Genomic DNA, 20,950 nt, shown 5'->3' on the forward strand with positions numbered 1-20,950 from the left:
GGGGCACGGGGGCCGCCAGGATGTCCGAGACAGGATGAGGAGGGCGTATCCGCATTCAGGCCAACGCGGTGTCAGCGGACTCTAGTCGCAGTGGCGTAAACAGGCACTGACCGTCGAGATGGACGCCATCGCCACGCACCTCCACGCGCCCGCTGGCGAGCAGGTCCAGCGTGGCCAGCAGCAGCGGGTGTTCGCGCGCCAGCACGCGCGCGGCCAGCTGCTCGGCGCTGTCGTCGGGCAGCACCGGCACGCGCGCCTGCGCGATCACCGTGCCGGCGTCCAGTTCCGGCACCACCAGGTGCACGCTGGCGCCATGTTCGGCATCGCCGGCCTCCAGCGCGCGGGCATGGGTGTGCAGGCCGCGGTATCTGGGCAGCAGCGAGGGGTGGATGTTGAGCATGCGCCCGGCAAAGCGGCGCACCAGCGGCTCGCCGAGGATGCGCATGTAGCCGGCGCAGATCACCCAGTCCGGCTGCGCGGCGGCGATCGCATCGCCCAGCGCAGCGTCGAAGGCGGCGCGGTCGGCGAAGTCGCGCGGGCTGGCGCTCCAGCGCAATGCCTCATCGACCTTGTGCAGCGCCGGCGCCTGCGGGCGATCGGAAAACACGCCGACGACCTCGGCCGGCAGCCGGCCGCTGGCGATGGCATCGAGGATGGCCTGCAGGTTGCTGCCACGGCCGGAGGCCAGGACGGCCAGACGCAGGCTCATGGGGGCGGATTCGCTGAAGTCATGCGGCAGTGCGCGTCAGGCGGCGGTGGCGGTCGGAGCGAACAAGGCCTTGACCTGCGGGCGCAGCAGCACCACCAGCGTAAACACGCCGACGACGGTGCCGAACGGCATGAAGGAGCAGGAAATGCCGGCCACGATCAGGCACAGCAGATGCCGTCTGCGCTGGGCGATGCAGCGGCCAGCGTAGGCCATGCACGCCGCCAGCGTCAGGCCGCAGACAATGAATACAGCCGCGAACGCCACGAAGAACCAGCCGAACAGCCGCTCGTCCATCTGCGGCGCCCCGGAACCGGTTTGGGCCGGCATGTGGCCACTGACCATGGCGATGCCCAGGAACAGATGCAGCAGCGGGAACAGGGAGAACAGCCCGGTGATGCCGGCCAGCACATAGTGAAAGATCGACAGCAGCTTGAGTTGCTGCAGGTCTTCGGCGCTGGCCGAGGGGGTGGTGGCGAGTGGGGAAGCGTCCATGCAGGTCTCCGAGATTGCCCGATCAAGCGATCCGCACGCGCTCGCCGCCCTGCGCCGGGACCACCTGGCCGATGCGCCAATGCGCCAGCGACTGCGCATCCAGTGCCTGTTCCAGCGCGGCAGCCTGCTCGGGTGCGGCGATCAGCACGAAGCCGATGCCGCAGTTGAAGGTGCGCCACATTTCGGCATCGGCCACCGCGCCTTCGCGCTGCAGCCAGGCGAACACTGGCGGCAGCGTCCAGGCGGTGGCGTCGATGTCCAGGCCCAGGCCGTCGGGGATCACCCGGATGATGTTTTCGGTCAGCCCGCCGCCGGTGATGTGCGCCATCGCGTGGATGCTGTCGCCCTGCGACTTGAGCAGCGCCAGGATCGGCTTGACGTACAGCGCGGTCGGCGCCATCAGCGCATCGATCAGCTTGACGCCGTCGTCCAGCACCAGCTCGGCGGGTGCGCCGGCACGTTCGTAGATCTTGCGGATCAGCGAGTAGCCATTGGAATGCGGGCCGGACGAGGCGATGCCGATCAGCACGTCGCCCGCGCGCACCTGCGCGCCGTCCAGCAGCTGCGATTTTTCCACCGCGCCGACGGTGAAGCCGGCCAGGTCGTACTCGCCCGGCGGATACATGTCGGGCATCTCGGCGGTTTCGCCGCCGATCAGGGCGCAGCCGGACAGCTCGCAGCCGCGCGCGATGCCGCCGACCACCGCCGCGGCGGTGTCCACGTCCAGCTTGCCGGTGGCGAAATAGTCCAGGAAGAACAGCGGCTCGGCGCCCTGCACGAGCACGTCGTTGACGCACATGCCGACCAGGTCGATGCCGATGGTGTCGTGCCGGCCGAGCTGCTGCGCCAGCTTGAGCTTGGTGCCGACGCCGTCGGTGCCGGACACCAGCACCGGCTCCCGGTACTTGCCGGACAGGTCGAACAAGGCGCCAAAACCGCCCAGGCCACCCATCACCTCCGGCCGGAAGCTGCGCTTGACCAGCGGCTTGATGCGTTCGACCAACGCATTGCCGGCATCGATGTCGACACCCGCGTCACGGTAGGTCATGGGCGAGGAGCTGGAAGGCGTTTGGCTGGTCACGGGCAGGGAGGGCTCGGCTGTAAAGGCGGCGATTTTAGCAGCCACGTTGGCGCTGGCGTTCCATTCGGGCAACAATTCACCCGGATACGCTTACGTCATGGAACCGTCGATGCGCCGCAGTCTCGCTTTCTTTCTCGCCCTCGTGGTCGCCATGCCCCTCGCGCCAGCCTTTGCGCAGGCCGATCTGCGCACCGAAGGCGACGTCGCCAAGGCGCAAAGTGCCTACGAGGCCGAAGTGCCGGTCAACAGCCAGAGCGAGTCCGATCGCCCCGGTGCGCTGGCGCGCGCGTTGGGCGCGGTGCTGGGCAAGGTCTCCGGCGACCGCGGCGTGATGAGCCGCCCCGGCGTCCCGCAGGCATTGCGCGGCGCGCCGGGCTATGTCGAAAACTACGATTACCGTCAGGACCAGGGCACCTCGCGCACCGGCGCGCCGACCTTCCGCACCGTGCTGGTGGCGCGCTTCCGGCAAGCGGACGTGGATGGCCTGATCGCCGCGCTGGGCCTGCCGGTGTGGCCGCTGCCGCGGCCCAAGCCGGTGCTGTGGCTGGCCATCGACGACGGCAGCGGCCCGCGCCTGGTCGGCGTGGCGCAGGCCAATGCCGCGCGCAGCGTGCTGGACCGGGCGATCGAGCGCGGCTACCGGCTCGGCCTGCCCGGCGGTGCCGCCGCCGAGCAGGTGCTGGCTGGCGCGATCTGGCGCAAGGACACCGCCATGGTGGCGCGCGCATCGGCCAAGTACAGCCCGCCGATGCAGTTGATCGGCAAGCTCTACCGCCATGACGCCGGCTGGACCGCCGACTGGGTCTTTGTCGACAACGGCAACGTGCTGTCCAGCTGGACCAGCAGCGACGCCGACGCGCGTCGTGCGATGGCTGCAGGCGCCGACGGCGCCGCCGACGCTCTGGTCAAGCGCTACGCCAAGCGGGTGGAGTCGGGTGTGCCCGGGGTCTACCGCGCGGTGATCACCGGCATCGGCAGCGCCGACGACTACCTGCGCGTCTCTGCCGCGCTGCAGGGCGTCTCGGTGGTGCGCAGCATCCGCCCGGTCAGCGCCAATGGCGACCGCATGGAAGTGGATCTGGAATTGCTCACGGGCATTTCCGGCCTCAACCGTATGCTCGGCGACAACAGCCCGTTGGTGCCCGTGTCGGTACCGACCGAGGGCCCGATCATTCTCGAAAACGAGCACGCCGAGTACCGCCTGAAATGACTTTGACTCCCGAAGCCGAAATCGCCCTGTTTCTGCGTCGCCTGAAATGGGTGGCGGTGACCGTCGGCGTGTTGTGGGTGGTATCGCTGCTGTCGCCGATCCTGACGCCGTTCGTGCTGGCGCTGCTGCTGGCCTGGCTGGGCGACCCGCTGGTGGACCGCATCGAGCGCGCCGGCCGCTCGCGCAACATCGCGGTGGTGCTGGTGTTCGTGCTGGCAACGCTGCTGTTCGTGCTGGCGCTGATGATCCTGGTGCCGATGATCGAGCGCCAGATCATGACCCTGATCGATGCGCTGCCGCAGATGCGCAACTGGGCAATCGGCACCGCCATTCCCTGGCTGGAAGCCAAGACCGGCGTGGAGCTGATGGCCTGGCTGGACCCGGAACGCCTGATCGACTGGATCCGCAGCCACTGGGAGCAGGCTGGCGGCGCCGCCAAGACCTTCTTCGGCTATGTGCAGCGGTCGGGCTTTGCGATGGTGACCTGGGTGATCAACCTGGCGTTGCTGCCGATCCTGGCGTTTTATTTCCTGCGCGACTGGGACCGCCTGGTCGAGCGTGTGGCCGCGGTCATTCCGCGCGCCTACATCGGCACCGTGAGCCGGCTGGCGCAGGAATCCAACGATGTGCTGGGTGGCTTCATCCGCGGCCAGTTCCTGGTGATGCTGGCGCTGGGGGCGATCTATGCCGCCGGCCTGTCCATCATCGGGCTCAATCTGGGCCTGTTGATCGGCATCATCGCCGGCCTGATCAGCTTCATTCCGTATCTGGGCGCCACCACCGGCATCGTGCTCGCCCTGCTGGCGGCGGTGGTGCAGGCACAGGGCTTCGACCTCAAACTGCTGATCGGCGTCGGGGTGGTGTTCACCGTCGGCCAGCTGCTGGAGAGCTATGTGCTGACGCCGCGCATCGTCGGCGACAAGATCGGCCTGCATCCGGTGGCGGTGATCTTCGCGGTGATGGCGGGCGGCCAGTTGTTCGGCTTCCTCGGCATGCTGCTGGCGCTGCCGGTGGCGGCGGTGGCGAATGTGCTGCTGCGCTATGCGCATGAGCAGTACACGCGCAGCGATCTGTATGCGGGTGAACGTGCCGGCATCGTGCTGCAGTCCACCAACGAGCGCAGCGTGATCATCGACCCGAGCAAGGACACGGATCGGCTGTGAGCGTCCCGCAGTTGCCACTGGCGCTACGCGCGCCGCCCGATCAGCGATTCGATAGTTACATCGCCGCGCCTGACGGCCTGCTATCGCAACTGCAGGCGTTGGCGGTCGGGCAGGTGAGCGACTGGCTGTATCTGGCCGGCCCCGCCGGCACCGGCAAGACGCATCTGGCGTTGTCGGTGTGCGCCGCCGCCGAGCAGGCCGGGCGCGCCCCGGCGTACCTGCCTCTGCACGCCGCCACTGGCCGGTTGCGCGATGCGCTGGAAGCGCTGGAAGGGCGCAGCCTGGTCGCGCTGGATGGCGTGGAAAGCATTGCCGGGCAGCGCGACGACGAAGTGGCGCTGTTCGATTTCCATAACCGCGCGCGCGCTGCCGGCACCACCTTGCTGTATACCGCGCGGCACATGCCCGACGGCCTGGCCCTGGTGTTGCCAGATCTGCGCTCGCGGCTGTCGCAGTGCATCCGCATCAGCCTGCCGGTGCTCGACGACGCAGGGCGCGCGGCGGTGTTGCGCGATCGTGCGCAACGGCGCGGACTGGCACTGGACGAGGCGGCAATCGACTGGCTGCTGATCCATAGCGAACGCGAACTGGCCGGACTGGTGGCATTGCTGGACCGGCTGGATCGCGAATCGCTGGCTGCCAAGCGCCGCATCACCGTGCCGTTCCTGCGGCGGGTGCTGGAGGATCGCGGCTCTTCGAGCAGCTGACGGGATTACTGTGTTCAGCGCTAGATCGCGGGTTGCTTAGCGCTTCCCATCTGCACATCTATCGCAGTGTCCGGGCATTCGAGGCACATCGCCTGAAGCTTGTAGAGCAGCTGATCTGCGGGTTGGCTGCATGGCCCTTGCCCGCCTACCGTCGCGGGGACACGCCGCAAGTACGTCCATGTAGGCTCTTACGCGGCATCCATGCCGCGTAAGGTCCCGCGACGGTAGGCGGGCAAGGACCTGTCAAGATGGTCGGTGCGCATGGACAAGAGCAGGAGCGGCGCCGGCGGTTTGGCTGCAAGTCCGTCGAGATGGTCGGTGTTCGTGGTTCGAGCAATGCGCGACGCGCGGCCCGGCACTTGCAGCGGCGTGGTTGCGATCAGCCGCCGTCGCGCAGCAATCGGGCATCCAGCTCCGCCAATCGCTGCGGCGTGCCGACATCGGTCCAGCGCCCGGCATGGTGGATGCCATCGATCAGGCCTGCCGCCATTTGCGCGCGCAGGATCGGCGCCAGCGCGAAGCGCGGCGCCGTGCCGGCGGGCTCCGGGAGCTGGCCGATGACCGATTGCCAATCGCGCAGCAACGCCGGTCGATACATGCCGATGCCGGCGTAGGTCAGCGTGGCGGGTAGATCTGCGCGCACCTTGCCATCGGCATCCAGCGCAAAGTCTGCGCGCGCCGCATAGGCGGGTTGATCGACCAGCATCAGCTGGGCCAGGCCCGCCGGCGCGGCTGACAGCCGCGCGAAATCGAAATCGGTCCAGATATCGCCGTTGACCAGCAGGAACGGCGCATCGCCCAGCAACGGCAACGCGTGCAGCATGCCGCCACCGGTCTCCAGCGGGGTATCGCCCTCAAAGGAGTACGTCAGCCGCAGCCCGAACGCGCTGCCATCGCCCAGTTCCTGCGGAAACTGCTCGGCCAGCCACGAGGTATTGATCACTACCTCGTCCACTCCCAGTGCGGCCAGCTTGCGCAGATGCCAGACGATCAGCGGCGTGCCGCCGACCGACAGCAGTGGCTTGGGCGTGCGCTCGGTCAACGGACGCATGCGCTCGCCGAAACCGGCGGCGAAGACCAGTGCCTTCATGCGCCGGCCTGCGCGGAGCGTGCCGCCAGGGCGGGTTTGACCAGGTCTTCCAGCAGGCCGATCAGTGGCGCAAGTTCCGGATGACGCGGCAACACCTCGTCCAGATAGACAATGAAACGCGGCACGTTATCCAGATACCAGTGCTTGCCGTCGCGATGGCTCAGGCGCGAGAAGATGCCGAGATTCTTCAGGTGCCGCTGCACGCCCATCCAGTCCGCATCGCGCAGGAATTGCGTCAGCGGCGGCACCGGCAATCCAGCCGCTGCGGCACGTGCGTGGTAGCGCGCCAGCCAGCCATCCACGCGCGCCAGCGGCCAACTCACCGAGGTGTCCTTGAACAGGCTGATCGGGTCGTAGGCGATCGGCCCGATCACGCAATCCTGGAAGTCCAGCACCGCCAGCCCGTCGCCGACCGGCATCAGATTGCGCGGCATGAAATCGCGATGGGTAAACACGCGCGGCTGTGCCAGTGCGTTGTCCATCAAGCGGCGCTGCACCAACTGCAGCTGCTCGGCCTGGCCGCAGTCCAGCTGCAGGCCCAGGTGGCAGCCAAGAAACCATTCTTCGAACAGGCCGGCATCGCGTTGCAGCAGCGCCTCGCCGAACACGCCGCTGTCGGCGGGCGGCGCAATGCGCTGCAGCAGCAACAACTGGCGGATCGCCGCATCCAGCAACGCGTCGGCGTTGGCGTCGGTCAGCACCTGCGCCAGGGTCGGCACGCCCAGGTCTTCCAGCAGCAGGAAGCCTGTTGCAAGATCCTGCGCAAGCATCCGCGGCACGCGCACGCCGTGCGCGCCGAGCAGGGCGTGCATGCGCAACCAGGGCGCCACGTTTTCCAGTGCAGGTGGCGCATCCATCAGGATGCGATCCACGCCGCGTCCTTGGGTGCGCCAGTAACTGCGGAATCCCGCATCGACCGAGGCACGTTGCAGCGTGACCTCAGGATCGTCCAACGCCTGCCGCGCCCATTGCAGACGGAGCGCAGCGCGCGCGGTATCGGGAGTCAACGATGAGGTCATGGGTGAATGCTGTGTCGTGAAGTGAGGCGCAACCAGGGCGAAAACGACGCCCGGTCGCTCAACGCTTGCTGCCGCTGAACAGGCGCAGCAGCGCCAGGATCGCGATCGCACCCAGCAACGCGCCGAGGAAACCGGCCGGTTCGCCGGCGTGGTACCAGCCCATGTAGCGGCCGAACCAGCTGGCCACCGCTGCACCGGCGATGCCCAGCACGATGGTCAGCAGGCAACCCAGTCGCTGCGTGCCGGGCGTGATGAAACGCGCCAGCAGCCCGACCACGAAGCCGACCAGAATGATGTAGAGCCAGCTGTCGCTACCGAAGAGAGTGTTCATCGCAGGCACCGAGGGGGAAACGGGATCGGCAGACTAGCATCCGCCGCTGTGGCAACCACATGGGCAGCGCCGACTGCGACGGGGGCGTTGGGTTACGTCCATGCGCGTGCCGCAGCGCATGGCAATGCCCCTGGACCGCCCCGGCATGCGCGGGGCGGTCCAGGGGTCAATCAGCAGCAGCCATGCCCACCATGACGGGTGCCGCTGTCGGCCGCCACCGGCGAGCCGCTGGTCTCGCCGCGCAGGCAGGCGGCGTGGTGCTCGGCGATCACCTTGGACACGCAGGCCGTGACCCGCTTGCCCATCGGGATATGCAGGAACTCGTTGGGGCCATGCGCATTGGAATGCGGGCCGAGCACGCCGGTGATCATGAACTGCGCACCGGGGAACTTCTCGCCCAGCATGCCCATGAACGGGATCGAGCCGCCTTCGCCCATGTACATCGCCGGCTTGTCGAAGAACGCCAGGCTGGCGTCGTCGATGGCTTTTGCCAGCCATGGCGCCATCTCGGGCGCATTCCAGCCCGATGAGGCCTTCTCCAGTTCCAGGGTTACCTGTGCGCCGTTCGGTGGGTCGCGCAGCAAGGCCTCTTTCAGCAGTTCGCCACAGGCCTTGCCGTCGGCGGTCGGCGGCAGGCGCAGCGACAGCTTCACCGCGGTCTGCGGACGCAGCACGTTGCCGGCCGATGCCAGCGGCGGCATGCCATCCACGCCGGTGATCGACAGCGCCGGGCGCCAGGTGCGGTTCAACACCAGCTCGGTGAGGTCGTCGTGCATCGGCACCAGGCCCTCGACCATCGGGAACTTGTCGAAGATGGCGGTATCCAGCGTCGCCGCCGCGGCCTTGGCCTGTGCCAGCCGTTCGGCCGGTACCTGCACATGCAGGCCGTCCAGCAGGATGCGGCCGCTGGCTTCATCCTCGATCCGCGACAGCAACTGGCGCAGCAGGCGGAAGCTGGACGGCACCACGCCGGAGGCATCGCCCGAGTGCACGCCTTCCTCCAGCACCTTGACGGTCAGGTTGCCGCCGGTCAGCCCGCGCAGCGAGGTCGTGCACCACAGCTGCTCGTAGTTGCCGCAGCCCGAGTCCAGGCACACCACCAGCGACGGTTTGCCGATGCGCTCGGCCAAGTGATCCACATAGGCCGGCAGGTCGTAGCTGCCGGATTCCTCGCAGGCCTCGATCAGCACCACGCAGCGCGCATGCGGCAGACCCTGGGTGCGCAGCGCCAGTACCGCCGCCAGCGAACCGAAGATGGCGTAGCCATCGTCGGCGCCGCCGCGGCCGTACAGCTTGTCGTCGCGCAGCACCGGCTCCCATGGGCCCAGGTCCGCATCCCAGCCGGTCATTTCCGGCTGCTTGTCCAGGTGGCCGTACAGCAACACGGTGTCGTCGCCGGATTCGGCGCCGGTTGCCGGAATCTCGATGAAGATCAACGGCGTGCGGCCTTGCAGGCGCACCACCTCGACCTGCATGCCGTCGATGGCCTGCGCGCGCGCCCAGGTTTCCATCAGGGTGACCGCCTGCTCCATGTAGCCGTGCGCAACCCAGTCGGCGTCGAACATCGGCGATTTATTGGGAATGCGGATGTAATCGACCAATTGCGGGACGATCTCGCGGTCCCAGGTGTCGCTGATGAATTGGTCGATTTTGGCGCTGTCCATGGAGACTCCGAATACGTGACTTAGCGACACATTCTACGCCCGTGCCTGGGGGTAGGTATTTCCCTACAAGGCGGCGCGCAGTTCACCGGCTGTGTGAAAAGTTCGTTGGCGATAGGATTGCTGCATGTGGCGCGGGACACTGGCTCCGCCGGCAGGAATGCTGGCTAGGACCATCACCCAAGCCACAAGGAGCGTTGCAATGAAGTCATTTACCGTAGCCCTGAAGTCCCTGCTACTGGCGTTGCTGTTGTCCTCGAATGCGTATGCACTCGACAAGGTCGATATCAACACCGCGTCTGCTGAGGAATTGGACAAGGTGCTGACGAACGTCGGGCGATCAAAAGCCGAGGCAATCGTCGAGCACCGTCAGGCAAACGGTCCCTTCAAGAGTGCCGAGGAACTGGCACTGGTCAAGGGCATCGGACTCAAGACGGTCGAACGGAATCGAGACCTGATCGAAGTGGGAGCCACGATGGCTCCCGCCAAGAAGGCTGCCAAGGGGGCGGCGGTGAAACCGGTGGGACGGCGTTAAGGGGAAGGGATCCGAGATACGGTTCGACGCCAGGATGCGTGGCCGCAACCTAACTGGACAGGATGTCCGGGGGATGGCTGGAGGCCGACAAGGACGTGGAATCGCCCGGTGTTGCACCTGGATGTGCAGCCGGGCGTTTTTCGTTTTGGGCCCGCGTGGGTCGCAAGCGCACGCAAGCGTTTGTAACTGCGGGAAACCAGCGCCCGCCGCATGAAGCGCTACTCACTCCGTGAGGCACCAGCCGCTTCGTAGGTCTCGCCCACCCCCTCAAGTTGAGGCTTGGCCTGAGCCTAAGGCACATCAGCAGCCCGAAGCACCGCATGACGGCTTGGCGCCGGGCTTGCGGCACAATGTGCCCATGCAGCTGACAGACCTGAGCAGCCGGGTGATTCCGGCCACCGAGTACCGCCGCGAGCGGTGGCGCAATCAACTGGGCTGGACGCGCGAGATCCTGCGTCTCGGCGACGCCGACGCGTGGTCGCTGCGCCTGTCGATTGCCGAGATCGGGCAGGATGCGGCGTTTTCCGCGTTCCCGGGCATCGATCGCGAGCTGGTGCTGTTGCATGGCAATGGCATGCGGCTGCAGTTTGGCGATGCTGCCAGCGGTATGGGCAGCGACACCGGCACCAGCACTTGCGCCTACACCAGCACCGGTGCAGGCATTGGCATCGGCACTGCTACTAGCGGCGGCGTCAGCAAAAGCGATAGCGGCAATAGCAATGGCAATGGCAATGGCAATGGCAATGAGGGCAGTGGCGCTGACCAGGGCGACCATGCCGCCAGCGCCGGTGGTGATGTTCCTGGCAGCCGTCATCGCAGCTGCGAGTTGCTGCCGCCGCACCAGCGCGTCCGATTCGCAGGCGAGGAAACGGTACATGCGACGCTGCTCGATGGGCCGACCCAGGATTTCAACCTGATGTGGCGGCGCGATCTGCTGCAGACCGAACTGCTGCACCGGCCGCTGGTCGGCACCATGCTGTTTTTCGCCGACCCGGGCAGCGCCTGGGCGATCCACCTGCTGGCAGGCCAGGCCAGCTTCGGGCGCGAGAGTGGCCTGCTACCGTTGGCTGCCGGCGATACCGCGTGGCTGAGCGCCTCCACGCGCACCCGCTATGTGCTCGATGGCGGCGGCGAATTGCTGGCGATCCGGGTGAGCCCGGTCTAGGGCCTTTCACGTATCTGCGAGCAGGGCGCGCCTCCTGGCACGCGCCCGGATGCGTTCGTGTCAATGCAGACAAGCGACGGCATCGCTGGGCCACCTGGCTAGGGAACAGTGCAGGTGCCGGGAGTGGTTCCGGCAATTCCAGGGGAAAACCAATGCGTACCATCAGTTCGGTCGGAGCCGGCTATGCTGCCTACCCGTCCTAGGCAGGCCGCAGCGCGACCGCCGGCAACGCCGCATCCGCCGCGCAGGCGGAAAAACCAATCCGCTGACACAGTTGTTCAAATCCATCGATAGCGACAGCGATGGCAGCCTGACCGCGTCGGAGCTGGCGACCGCGCTGTCGTCCAATAGCGATGACGACAGCAAGATCGACATCGACGGGTTGCTGAGCATGCTCGATCAGGATGGTGGCGGCACCGTCAGCGAGAGCGAACTGGCGCAGGCCTTGCCGCCTCCGCCGCCGCCGGGCGAGCAAGGACAGGATGTGCAGTCGTTGTTTGCCGGCCTGGACAGCGATGGCGACGACAGTGTCAGCAGCGGTGAATTGAGCACGCTGGTCAATGGCGACAGTGGGTCGAGCACGCAACTGCTGGACCTGCTCGACAGCGACAGGAGCGGGGCGCTGAGTCTGCAGGAACTGCAGGAGGCGATGCAGCCACGCGATCCGCCGCCGCGATCGCCGTCATCGGTCGATGCATCCAGCAGCGACGGCACGCAGCAGGCGTATGCAGCGTTGGTGCGGATGGCGGTGGGGCAGTACCGCAGCGTTGGCGGGAGTGCGGCAATACGCAATCTGGTCGATCTGGCAGCATAACGCGGTGATCGAGAGATAACGGGGACGCCGGAGCGCGGTCCTGGGTCAGCCGGTGCGGTTGGCGCGCAGCCACCGCAAGCAGGGATGTAGCGGATTTCAGCACCAGACGCGCTGCGGGCACCTGCGCAATCGTCTTGTTGATCAGTTTTGGCAGTGCCGCATGCGATGGGTCAGTACACATCGCGGCGATAGCGCCCGTTGTCCAGCAGCTGTTGTCTGACATCGGCTCCGAGGATGCAATCCAGCGTGCGGTCGAGTTCGGGCGCCATGCCGCGCAGGCTGCCGCAGACGTAGATGCAGGCGCCTTGACCGATCCAATGACGCAGGTGATCGGCGGCTGCGGCCAGTGCGTGTTGGACGTAATGCGGTGACTGTTGCTGATCGCGCGAGTAGACAAGCTCCAGGTGTTCGATCCAGCCATCCCGCTGCCATTGCTGCAGCTCATCGGCATACAGCGCGTCGTGCGCGGCATTGCGTTCGCCGAACAGCAGCCAGTTGCGCCGCGCGCCGGCGGCGATGCGTGCACGCAGATGCGCGCGCAGGCCGGCGATGCCGGTGCCGTTGCCGATCAGCAGCATCGGCCGGTCGGGTGCGGGCGGGTGGAAGCCGGGGTTGCTGCGCAGGCGCAGCGCGATGGCCGCGCCGATCGATGCATGGACGCAGAGCCAGCCGCTACCCAGGCCCAGGCTGCCGTCGGCGTGCCGATGTTCGCGCACCAGCAGTTCGGCGTGGCCTTCCTCGGGGATGGAGGCAAGCGAGTAATCGCGATGAGGCAGGGTGACCAAACTGCGCACCAACGCATCTGCGTCCAGTGATGAAGTTGTGCCTGTGGCTGTTCCCGTAGCTGTATCAGTGCCTTTACCTGTGTCCGTAGCTGGGTCGATTCTGACTTCGGCATCCGCATCCGCATCCGCATCCGCATCGGCACCAGCACTATCGCTGAGGCTGGTACCGGCACCCCCATCGATACCGAGAGCGGCATCGACGGGAAGTTGCGCGCCGCCGAGCCAGTCGCGCAGGGGGCGGCCGTCGATGTGCTGCGCGCCGTCGTAGTGGTTGTGCTGCAGCCAGGACTCGACCGCATCCGGTGCGTGATGCGGTGCGATCTCCGCGATATCGCCTGCGCTCCACTGCGGCAATGCGCCATCGCATGGCGTCAGGCGCAGTCGGTAAATCGGCGCACCCGCACTGCCGGGGTTGAGGTGGACACGCTCGCGTAGCTGCCAGGTGGTGTAGGTCGGCAGGCTCCAGTCGGGTTGCGTCGCCAGTGCGGGCGCCAGTTCCGCCAGACGGCGTTGCCAGTGCTGCAGGGCGTTCGGGTCAGCGTTATCGACCTCGATGCGTTCGAACAGGCGAGTGGCGCCGCGCGCCTGCAGGCGATCGTCGAGGCGCCGGCCGAACGCGCAGTAGTGCGCGTAACCACGGTCGCCGAGCGCCAGCACCGCGTACTGCACGGCGGTCAGATCCTGCGCGTGGTCGGCACGCCAGGCGCGCTCGGCGGCCTGCGCATGGTCGGGCGCATCGCCTTCGCCGGTGGTGCTGACGATGCACAGCAGCTGCGGTACGCGCGCGAGTCGATCGCTGTCGATGGCTTCGATCGGCAGCGCATGCGCGCCGACACCGGCCGATTGCAGCGCGGCAACGCTGCGTTGCGCCAGCTCACGCGCAAATCCGGTCTGGCTTGCCCAGACGATCAATACGCCGCTGGCGTCTGCGCGTTGCGCGCCGACGCGCTTGCGTGCACGCAGCAGCACGACCACGCACAGGCCCAGATACAGTGCCAGGACGAGTGTTGCCAATTGCCAGCGATGCGGCGTGGGTGCGCTCCACCACCATGCGCCGTCATGCAGGCCGGCCAGCCAGCCGACGATGACCGCAAGCGTCAGCAGGACCAGCCCGTTGCCCAGCCACACGCGTGAGGTGGCGCTGCTCATGGCGCGGACAGGTGGCGTTCGAATGCCGGGCTCATGGATTCGAGCAGGATGCCGTCCTTGCGTGCCAGGAACCGCACCGCCAGCTCTGCCTTGCGTGCATGGGCAAGACCGGCATCGACGCCGAGCACGGTCATCGCGGTGGCCCAGGCATCGGCCTGCATCGCATCGGGCGCGAGGACGGTGACCGCTGCGGGGGCATGTGGAACGGGCGCGCCGGTGCGTGGGTCGAAGGTGTGCGTGTAGCGGGTGCCGTCGGCATCGAAGCGGTGCCAGCGATCGCCGGAGGTGGCGACCGCCAGGCCGTCCAGCGCCAGCACGCGTGCCGGTAGCGCGCTGCCGGCGTCTTCGTCGGGGGCGGATTCGACCAGCACGCGCCACGCGCTGGCATCGGGCTTGCGTCCGTAGCCGAACAGCTCGCCGCCGACCTCGATCAATGCACTGTCGATACCCGACTGCAGCAATGCGCGATGCACGCGGTCCACACCGAAGCCCTTGGCGATGCCGGACAGATCCAGCGCCGCTGCGCCCGGCTGCAGCACACGCCTGCCATCCAGCTGCAGGCGTTGCCAGCCGCAACGCAGGCTCGCCAATGCGATCGCCTGCGCTGTCGGCACACGCTGACGCGTGCCGGCGGCGCCGAAGCCCCATAGCTCGACCATCGGGCCGACGGTAGGGTCGAAGGCACCCTCGCTGGCCTGTGCGATCTCCAATGCTACGCTCAGCACGGCGTGGAATTCGTCGGGCAGGTGGTGCCAGCTGCCCGACGGTGCGCGGTTGTAACGGCTGATATCCGAATCGGCCTCCCAGGTACTCATCTGCGCGACCACGCGATCCAGCGCGGCCTGGATGCACGCATGCAAGGGGTGCAGATCGCGTCCGCGCGGCGCCACCAGCTTCACGCTCCAGGTGGTGCCCATGCTGCGGCCGCCGAGCGTGGCGATGGCGTGGTCGGCGGAAGACGATGCGGGCATGGACGGGTCTTATGAAGATGGGCGGCAGGATGCACGCTGCGTGCACTCCTGCCGCGTGCCGGCAGGTTACTGCGGCAACACTTCCAGGGTGGCGACATAGCCCAGGCGGCGCTGCTTGGCTTGCGGCAGCCAGGTCTTGGTGTCTTCGGTGGTGGTTTCCAGCCAGTACATGCCCGGCTCCGGCCAGGTCACGCTGAAGCCGCCCTTGGCATCGGTTTTGAGCTTGATCTCGTTCTGCGCATCGCGATAGCGGGTGCCGCCGCGCACGATCTCGATCTCCAGCCCGGCGGCCGGTTTGCCATCCAGCTGCAGCGTGAACTGCGCCGCTTCGCCGGCGACCAGATCGTTGGGATGGGTCACCGGAATCAATTCGATGCCCTTGCCGGCGGGCTTGAAGACCGTGGTGGTCGGCGCACCGCGGGTGACGAAGGTTTCCACCCGGTTGAAGGACTGCGAGACCTGCAGATCCTGCGCGTTCTTCGGCACCTCGGTGGCAAAGCGGGCTTCGTCGCCACGCCAGCGCTTGGGCTTGCCGTCTTCCTTCCAGCTGGCGAACAGGCCGGCGTTGACGATGCTCAGCTTGTAGGTGCCGGGCTGGGTGAGCTGCAGGTCGAACACGCTGCGGTACTTGCCGGTGGCCGGATTTTCCGGCTTGAGCGCGCCGCCGTCGGGCGCGGTGATGCTCAGGTTGTCCAGGCGCAGCGGCACGTGGTTGAAGTAGAACAAGTCGTTGGACACCGCTGCATCCACGGTGATCCACGGCGCCTCACCGGCGATGACGGTCTGCGACGGCAGCAACCAGGCCTTGTGGGCGAGGGCGCTGACCGGCAGTGCGGCGAGCATGGCGATCAGGACGAGCGAACGTTTCATGACAACTCCTTGAAGGACGATGAGGACGGTGGGTCACGTGTCTGATCAGCGCACAGGTGTGGCGCTGCGTGGATGCGTGGAAAGCGGAGTGTGTTTAGCGAAGCGATGCAATGCGCATCTGCGCCGGCGCTTGGCGAGCATGTTGTGTGCGGCCGCCGACAGCTGCGCAGGGCTCAGGGTTTTGCGACCAGAGAGATGGCGCCGAGCTCGCTGCTGCCGCTGGCCTTGGCAGTCTGCGCAGACTTTGCCGGCCAGGTGAAGGGCACCTTGACCAACTCGCGGCCGCCGACCTCGCGCGCAGCTTCCACCACCAGCGTGTACTGGCCGGGCGGCAGCGACTTCAACGCGCCCTTGGTGTCGGAGAACGACAGCGCATGCGCGCCGGCCGGACGGGTGGGGCCGGTGACGCCGTCGACCGGCACCTCGAGGGTACGCCCGCTCTTGCGCCACCACTGGCGCAGGTCCGGCAGCCACTTGGTGCCGTGGCCTTCGGCGGTGTCCTTGGATTGATACCAGACCGCCAGATTGGCGGCGACCTTCTGGTCCGCACCTTCCAGCCAGATCGCCACGTACGGGCGGTGATATTCGGCGACGTTGAGCTTGGGGATCTCGACGTTGATGTCGAGCGTGGCGGCGTATGCCGGCATGGCGAGCAGGCCGCTCAGGGCGATGGTCAGGGTGGCGCGCATGATCGTCTCCGGTAGGAAAAAGTCAGTGGATCAACAGCAGGGCGAGCAGCAACGGAATCAGCAGACCCAGGCCGACCAATGGCCAGGTCATGCGGCGCTGGCGCGCATGCAGATGCAGCAGGAACAGCCCGGTGATGCAGAACACCAGGCAGGCGATGGCGAACACGTCGATGAACCAGCCCCAGGCCGGCCCGGCATTGCGTCCCTTGTGCAGATCGTTGAGATAGGCGATGGCGCCGCGCCCGGTACGCTCGTATTCGATCGCGCCGGTGCTGCGGTCCAGGCTCAGCCAGGCATCGCCGCCAGGACGCGGCAGCGCCAGATACACCTCGTCGGCCGACCATTCGCCGGCACGGTTACCGATGCTGATGTCCAGCTCACGCCCCAGCCACTGCGCCACGCGTGGCGGCAGCGCGGCATCGCCTTCTTCGCGGCTGCCCAGCGACTTGAGCAGGGCCGGCGGCAGCGTGAGCGTGCGGTGTTCGGTCGAAGGGCTGGCTTCGATGCGCGCGGCATGGTTCAAGGTCAGCCCGGTGATGGTGAACAGCAGCATGCCGATCAGGCACAGCGCCGAACTGATCCAGTGCCATTGATGCAGCATGCGCAGCCAGAAACCGCGGCGTTGCTGGGTGGTGGCAAGGGTGTCGTTGGAGGTCGCCATGGTGCTCAGGCCGCACCCGCTGCGAGCGACGTCTGCAGGTGCGATTGCCGCGCGGCCACGTCGCTCAGCAAGGCGCGCAGACGCGGTTGCGTTGCACCCGCCAGCAACGGCGTGAGCTGTTGCAGGAAGCCGGCATGCCCGCCGGCGATCGCACGGCGCATCCATCGCTCGGCCTGGTCGATGTCGCCGGCGTCCGCGAGCAAGGTGGCGTAACCGGCCTGGCCGCGGAAATCGCCTGCTTCGGCAGAGCGGCGGTACCAGTGGCGCGCAGCGACCGGATCGGCAGCGCAGGCCAGGCCCTGTTCGAGATAGCGCGCCACGAAGTTCATCGATTTGGCATGCCCGCAGTCGGCGGCGGTGCGATACAGCGCCAACGCCTGCGCGTGGTCCTGCGCCACGCCACGGCCGGAGCCGTACAGATGGGCGAGGTTGTACATGCCCCAATCCAGCCCATGCTCGGCGGCGCGGCGGTACCACAGCGCCGCCAGCACCGCGTTGCACGCGGTGCCGAAACCCAGTTCGTGGCAGCGCCCCAGCTGGTTCATCGCTTCCGCATGCCCGGCATTGGCGGCGACCTCGTACCACAGCATCGCCATGCCCGGATCGGCGGGGATACCGCGGCCTTCGGCGTAGAGCTGGGCGAGCAGCAGTTGCGCGGCCAGATCCTGGCGCTCGGCGGCCTTGCGCAGCAGCGCGACCGCGCGATCGGGCTGCGTGCGCAGCAGCTCGATCAGCTGTGCCGGGTCCAGTGCGGGCTCAGACATCGGCCCATTGCCGCAACAGGTTGTGATAGACGCCGGTGAGCTGGATCAGTGACGGGTGGCCGGGGGTGTCCTGGGTGAGCCGCCGGATCGACACGTCCAGTTCGAACAGCAGGCGACGCTGCGCATCGTCGCGCAGCATGCTTTGGGTCCAGAAGAAACAGGCGACGCGCGCGCCGCGGGTCACCGGCATCACCCGATGCAGGCTGGTGCCGGGATAGATCACCAGGTGCCCGGCCGGCAGCTTTACCGACTGCGTGCCGTAGGTGTCTTCGATCACCAGCTCGCCGCCGTCGTAGCTGTCCGGGTCGCTGAGAAACAAGGTGGCCGAGACATCGGTGCGCACGGGATCCGCGCCGCCGCGACTGCGGTCGTAGCGGATCGCGTTGTCGACGTGGTAGCCGAACGACTGCCCGCCGCTGTAGCGATTGAACAACGGCGGATAGATGCGCCGCGGCAAGACCGCCGAAAAGAACGTACTGCTGCGCGAGAGCGCGTCCAGCACCAGCGCGCTGGCCTCGCGTGCGACGGCGCTGTCTTCGGGCAGTTGTGCGTTGTCCTTGGCCTGCGCCGACTGATGGCCGGCGGTGATGCGGCCGTCCGCCCAGTCGGCCGCGTCCAGCCGCGCACGCAGCTCGGCGAGCTGGGCGGTGCTGAGAACATCGGGAATGGGCAGCAACATGCGGTGGTCTCCACGCCGCCCGGGTTGTGCGGACGGCGTGCCAGTGGGTCAGAAACTGAAGGTGGCGCTCAACACCGCCGAGCGGCCTTCGCCCGGAAGCGCCCAGCCATTGCCGGCGGTGACGGTGCCGGCCGCATTGACGGTGAGGTTGTTGCGCACGCTGGTGTAGTACTCCTCGTCGAACAGGTTGTTGACGTTCAACTGCAGGCTGAGCCAGTCGTTGACGCGCAGGCCGACCATCGCGCGGTGCACCCAGTAGTCGTCGGTCTTGCGATAGGCCGCGGCCGAAGCGTTGTTGGGATAGAAACCGCCCTGGTAGGTGACGCCGTAGCCGAAGGTCCACTGATTGAGCGTGTAGGTGGTCCAGATGTTGCCGGCATTGCGCGGGGTCTGCACCAGGTCGCGTCCGGCCACCGGGTCGCCGGTGAGGCTCTCGGTGCGGTTGGACACGCTCTGTAGCACTTCGCTGTCCAGGAAGGTGTAGTTGGCGAAGATCGACCAGCGCTCGGTCAGGTAACCGGTGGCGCCGAGCGCGATGCCGTCCACGCGTGCCTTGCCGTCCAGCACCTGCTCGGGGATCAGCGGATCGCCGCTGTTGACCTTGTAGTTTTCGCGCTCGTTGCGGAACAGCGCAGCGGTCAGTGCCAGGCGCTGGTCCAGCACGTCCCACTTGCCGCCCAGTTCGATGTTGACCGCTGTTTCCGGCTCGACATTGCAGTTGGCGCCGGCGGTGGCCGTGGCGATCGGCGTGCACGAGCCGTTGACCGAGGCCTTGGACGGCGTCTTGCTGTTGGCGTAGGACAGATACAGGCTGGCGTTCTCGGCCGGCTTGAACACCAGGCCGGCGCGATACGAGAACAGGTCCTCTTCGCTGCCGGCCGGGAAGCCCGCGCTCACACCAGTGACGTTGCCGGCGGCGTTGACGGTGTAGGTGGTGCTGTCGCCTTCGTTGTGCTCGTAGCGGCCGCCCAGGTTGAGCATCCACTGTTCGTTGAACTGCAACGTGTCGAACAGGTACACCGCCTGATTGGTCAGGCTGCCCTTGCTGCGCCCGGTGCGGAAATAATTCTGCGGGCCGGTCCAGATGTTGTACGGATTGTCGAAGGACTGCACCGGGTAGGTGATGCCGGTGGTGGAGCCATCGGCATTGCGGAAGGTGGTGCCGCTATCGAGTTCGAAGTCTTCCTTGCTGAAGGCCACGCCTGCGACCACGCGGTGCTCGATGGCGCCGGTGTGCAGGGTGGCGGTCAGGTCGGTCTGGCTGTGCGCGATGAAGTTTTCCGTCTCGCGGACCAGGCCACGCGGGCCGCTGTTGGGGTTCCAGCTGGCGGCCGGCTGGCCGACGCAGGCGCGGCCGGTGTACGGGTCGGTGCCGTTGGGCAGGCACCAGGTGCCCTGCGGTGCGGTGGCATTGGTGGTCTGGTCGACCCGCTGCACGCGCGCCAGGCTGCGCAGTTTGACGTTGTCGTCGAAATCCATTTCCAGCACGCCGGTCAGCATGTCCACGTCGATTTCCTGACGCGAGGTATTGCGGTAACCGAAGAAGGTTTCCGGGTCCACGCCCGGCAGCGGGCCGTCGTTGAACGGGCTGAGTGCGAACGGCACGCCGTACTGCGGCAGGTTGTTGTCGTGCTGGTGCAGGTAGCTCAGGGTGAAGCGGGTATCCGAGCCCAGGCCGAACGCCACCGACGGCGCAAAGCCCCAGCGATGACGAAACTCCTCGTCGCGCCCCGGCACGTCCTGGGTGTGGCCCATCGCGTTCAGGCGCACGGCGGTGCCGTTTTCGAAGTCGTAATTGCTGTCGGCGGTCAGCCGGCCATAGCGGTCGCTGCCGCCACCGACCACGACGTTGGTGAAGTCGCCCTGGCCGGCGGTCTTGGTGACCAGATTGATGTTGCCGCCGACCGAGCCGGCGCCGGACATCGCCGAGTTGGCGCCGTTGATCAGCTCCACCGCTTCCAGGTTGAAGGTGTCGCTGCGGCTGTACTGCGCACTGTCGCGCACGCCATCGGTGGTGATGTCGCTGCTGGCGGTGAAGCCGCGCAGGTTGATGCTGTCGCCATAGCCACCGCCGCCTTCGCCTGCGCCGAAGGTGATGCCGGGCAGGGTGCTCAGCACGTCGCGCAGCGACAGCAGATTCTGCTGGTCCATGGTCTGCTTGGTGACCACGGTGATCGTCTGCGGCGTGTCGCGCAGCACCTCGGTGTACTTGGGCGAGGACGGCTTCTGCGCGCGTTCCTGCTGCACCCGGATGGCGTCCAGATCGACCGCGCCCGGAGGCGCCGGCGCATCGCCAGGCTGGGCGAGGGCAGGAGCGGACAGCGTCAGCAACACGGCCGAGGTGAGTGGGGAAATCCTGGGAGTCATGAGGCGTCTCGAAGAGGAAAGCGAGGCTCCGGCCTGGC

Annotated in this window: 21 protein-coding genes; 6 read left to right on the plus strand and 15 right to left on the minus strand. The window is 67.1% G+C overall.

The window, feature by feature from the left end; genetic code table 11:
* Positions 1-55: 55 nt before the first annotated feature.
* The 3 genes from purN to purM are packed head-to-tail and all read right to left on the minus strand — an operon-like array spanning position 56 to position 2,357.
* A complete protein-coding gene (gene purN, locus XarbCFBP7408_RS02250) occupies positions 56-709 on the minus strand; it encodes a phosphoribosylglycinamide formyltransferase (RefSeq protein ID WP_104561007.1) in 654 nt (217 codons plus the stop codon).
* A gap of 36 nt (positions 710-745) precedes the next feature.
* Positions 746-1,201 carry a hypothetical protein gene (locus tag XarbCFBP7408_RS02255; protein WP_104561009.1) on the minus strand — a complete coding sequence of 152 codons (456 nt, stop codon included), beginning with the start codon at positions 1,199-1,201 and terminating at the stop codon, positions 746-748.
* A 22-nt stretch (positions 1,202-1,223) separates the two neighbouring features.
* Positions 1,224-2,357: a phosphoribosylformylglycinamidine cyclo-ligase gene (purM, locus tag XarbCFBP7408_RS02260; RefSeq protein WP_181106769.1), complete on the minus strand. Its 1,134-nt coding sequence runs from the start codon at positions 2,355-2,357 to the stop codon at positions 1,224-1,226.
* A 22-nt stretch (positions 2,358-2,379) separates the two neighbouring features.
* Here purM and XarbCFBP7408_RS02265 point away from each other — a divergent pair, with 22 nt between their 5' ends.
* Genes XarbCFBP7408_RS02265 through hda form a run of 3 tightly spaced genes read left to right on the plus strand, consistent with a single transcriptional unit; the run spans position 2,380 to position 5,362 of the window.
* Positions 2,380-3,492 (plus strand): DUF2066 domain-containing protein, encoded by a 1,113-nt coding sequence (locus XarbCFBP7408_RS02265; RefSeq protein ID WP_181106771.1) that lies wholly within the window; start codon positions 2,380-2,382, stop codon positions 3,490-3,492.
* Positions 3,489-4,655 (plus strand): AI-2E family transporter, encoded by a 1,167-nt coding sequence (locus XarbCFBP7408_RS02270; protein ID WP_104561015.1) that lies wholly within the window; start codon positions 3,489-3,491, stop codon positions 4,653-4,655. Before XarbCFBP7408_RS02265 ends, XarbCFBP7408_RS02270 begins: the two co-directional genes overlap by 4 nt.
* Complete coding sequence (hda, locus tag XarbCFBP7408_RS02275; RefSeq protein WP_104561017.1) at positions 4,652-5,362, plus strand: DnaA regulatory inactivator Hda; 711 nt, start codon at positions 4,652-4,654, stop codon at positions 5,360-5,362. Before XarbCFBP7408_RS02270 ends, hda begins: the two co-directional genes overlap by 4 nt.
* Before the next feature lie 379 nt (positions 5,363-5,741).
* Here the strand turns inward: hda and murU are convergent, their stop codons facing one another.
* The 4 genes from murU to XarbCFBP7408_RS02295 all read right to left on the minus strand — a co-directional run bounded on the left by murU (position 5,742) and on the right by XarbCFBP7408_RS02295 (position 9,466).
* A complete protein-coding gene (gene murU, locus XarbCFBP7408_RS02280) occupies positions 5,742-6,452 on the minus strand; it encodes an N-acetylmuramate alpha-1-phosphate uridylyltransferase MurU (protein ID WP_104561019.1) in 711 nt (236 codons plus the stop codon).
* On the minus strand, positions 6,449-7,471 hold the full coding sequence (locus XarbCFBP7408_RS02285; protein WP_104561021.1) for an aminoglycoside phosphotransferase family protein: 1,023 nt from the start codon (positions 7,469-7,471) through the stop codon (positions 6,449-6,451). Before XarbCFBP7408_RS02285 ends, murU begins: the two co-directional genes overlap by 4 nt.
* 58 nt (positions 7,472-7,529) lie before the next feature.
* The gene (locus tag XarbCFBP7408_RS02290; protein WP_104561023.1) at positions 7,530-7,802 is read right to left on the minus strand and encodes a GlsB/YeaQ/YmgE family stress response membrane protein; all 273 of its coding nucleotides are present in this window, start codon (positions 7,800-7,802) and stop codon (positions 7,530-7,532) included.
* A gap of 170 nt (positions 7,803-7,972) precedes the next feature.
* The gene (locus XarbCFBP7408_RS02295; protein WP_104561025.1) at positions 7,973-9,466 is read right to left on the minus strand and encodes a M20 family metallopeptidase; all 1,494 of its coding nucleotides are present in this window, start codon (positions 9,464-9,466) and stop codon (positions 7,973-7,975) included.
* Between the two features lie 157 nt (positions 9,467-9,623).
* Between XarbCFBP7408_RS02295 and XarbCFBP7408_RS02300 the strand changes: the two genes are divergently transcribed.
* The 3 genes from XarbCFBP7408_RS02300 to xopAW all read left to right on the plus strand — a co-directional run bounded on the left by XarbCFBP7408_RS02300 (position 9,624) and on the right by xopAW (position 11,977).
* Complete coding sequence (locus XarbCFBP7408_RS02300) at positions 9,624-9,998, plus strand: ComEA family DNA-binding protein (RefSeq protein WP_016904771.1); 375 nt, start codon at positions 9,624-9,626, stop codon at positions 9,996-9,998.
* Positions 9,999-10,356: 358 nt separating this feature from the next.
* Complete coding sequence (locus tag XarbCFBP7408_RS02305) at positions 10,357-11,163, plus strand: HutD/Ves family protein (RefSeq protein WP_104561097.1); 807 nt, start codon at positions 10,357-10,359, stop codon at positions 11,161-11,163.
* A gap of 274 nt (positions 11,164-11,437) precedes the next feature.
* Positions 11,438-11,977, plus strand: a complete 540-nt coding sequence (gene xopAW / locus XarbCFBP7408_RS02310; RefSeq protein ID WP_258071984.1) for an EF-hand domain-containing protein — start codon at positions 11,438-11,440, stop codon at positions 11,975-11,977.
* 170 nt (positions 11,978-12,147) lie between these two features.
* On the opposite strand, the gene XarbCFBP7408_RS02315 is transcribed toward xopAW, so the two are convergent.
* The 8 genes from XarbCFBP7408_RS02315 to XarbCFBP7408_RS02350 all read right to left on the minus strand — a co-directional run bounded on the left by XarbCFBP7408_RS02315 (position 12,148) and on the right by XarbCFBP7408_RS02350 (position 20,912).
* A complete protein-coding gene (locus XarbCFBP7408_RS02315) occupies positions 12,148-13,911 on the minus strand; it encodes a flavodoxin domain-containing protein (RefSeq protein ID WP_104561027.1) in 1,764 nt (587 codons plus the stop codon).
* Positions 13,908-14,882: an FAD:protein FMN transferase gene (locus XarbCFBP7408_RS02320; protein WP_181106773.1), complete on the minus strand. Its 975-nt coding sequence runs from the start codon at positions 14,880-14,882 to the stop codon at positions 13,908-13,910. The genes XarbCFBP7408_RS02315 and XarbCFBP7408_RS02320 overlap by 4 nt, the downstream gene beginning before the upstream one ends.
* A 66-nt stretch (positions 14,883-14,948) precedes the next feature.
* Positions 14,949-15,752: a DUF4198 domain-containing protein gene (locus XarbCFBP7408_RS02325; RefSeq protein ID WP_104561029.1), complete on the minus strand. Its 804-nt coding sequence runs from the start codon at positions 15,750-15,752 to the stop codon at positions 14,949-14,951.
* A 173-nt stretch (positions 15,753-15,925) separates the two neighbouring features.
* The gene (locus XarbCFBP7408_RS02330) at positions 15,926-16,441 is read right to left on the minus strand and encodes a DUF2271 domain-containing protein (protein WP_039519819.1); all 516 of its coding nucleotides are present in this window, start codon (positions 16,439-16,441) and stop codon (positions 15,926-15,928) included.
* A 22-nt stretch (positions 16,442-16,463) separates the two neighbouring features.
* A complete protein-coding gene (locus tag XarbCFBP7408_RS02335; protein ID WP_104561031.1) occupies positions 16,464-17,102 on the minus strand; it encodes a PepSY-associated TM helix domain-containing protein in 639 nt (212 codons plus the stop codon).
* A gap of 5 nt (positions 17,103-17,107) precedes the next feature.
* Positions 17,108-17,866, minus strand: coding sequence for a tetratricopeptide repeat protein (locus XarbCFBP7408_RS02340; protein ID WP_104561033.1), 759 nt, complete (start codon positions 17,864-17,866; stop codon positions 17,108-17,110).
* Positions 17,859-18,545: a Fe2+-dependent dioxygenase gene (locus XarbCFBP7408_RS02345; protein ID WP_104561035.1), complete on the minus strand. Its 687-nt coding sequence runs from the start codon at positions 18,543-18,545 to the stop codon at positions 17,859-17,861. Before XarbCFBP7408_RS02345 ends, XarbCFBP7408_RS02340 begins: the two co-directional genes overlap by 8 nt.
* Before the next feature lie 48 nt (positions 18,546-18,593).
* The gene (locus tag XarbCFBP7408_RS02350; RefSeq protein WP_104561037.1) at positions 18,594-20,912 is read right to left on the minus strand and encodes a TonB-dependent receptor; all 2,319 of its coding nucleotides are present in this window, start codon (positions 20,910-20,912) and stop codon (positions 18,594-18,596) included.
* Positions 20,913-20,950: the final 38 nt, after the last annotated feature.

It is taken from the genome of Xanthomonas arboricola pv. guizotiae, assembly GCF_002940205.1.
Taxonomy (GTDB): Bacteria; Pseudomonadota; Gammaproteobacteria; order Xanthomonadales; family Xanthomonadaceae; genus Xanthomonas; species Xanthomonas arboricola_C.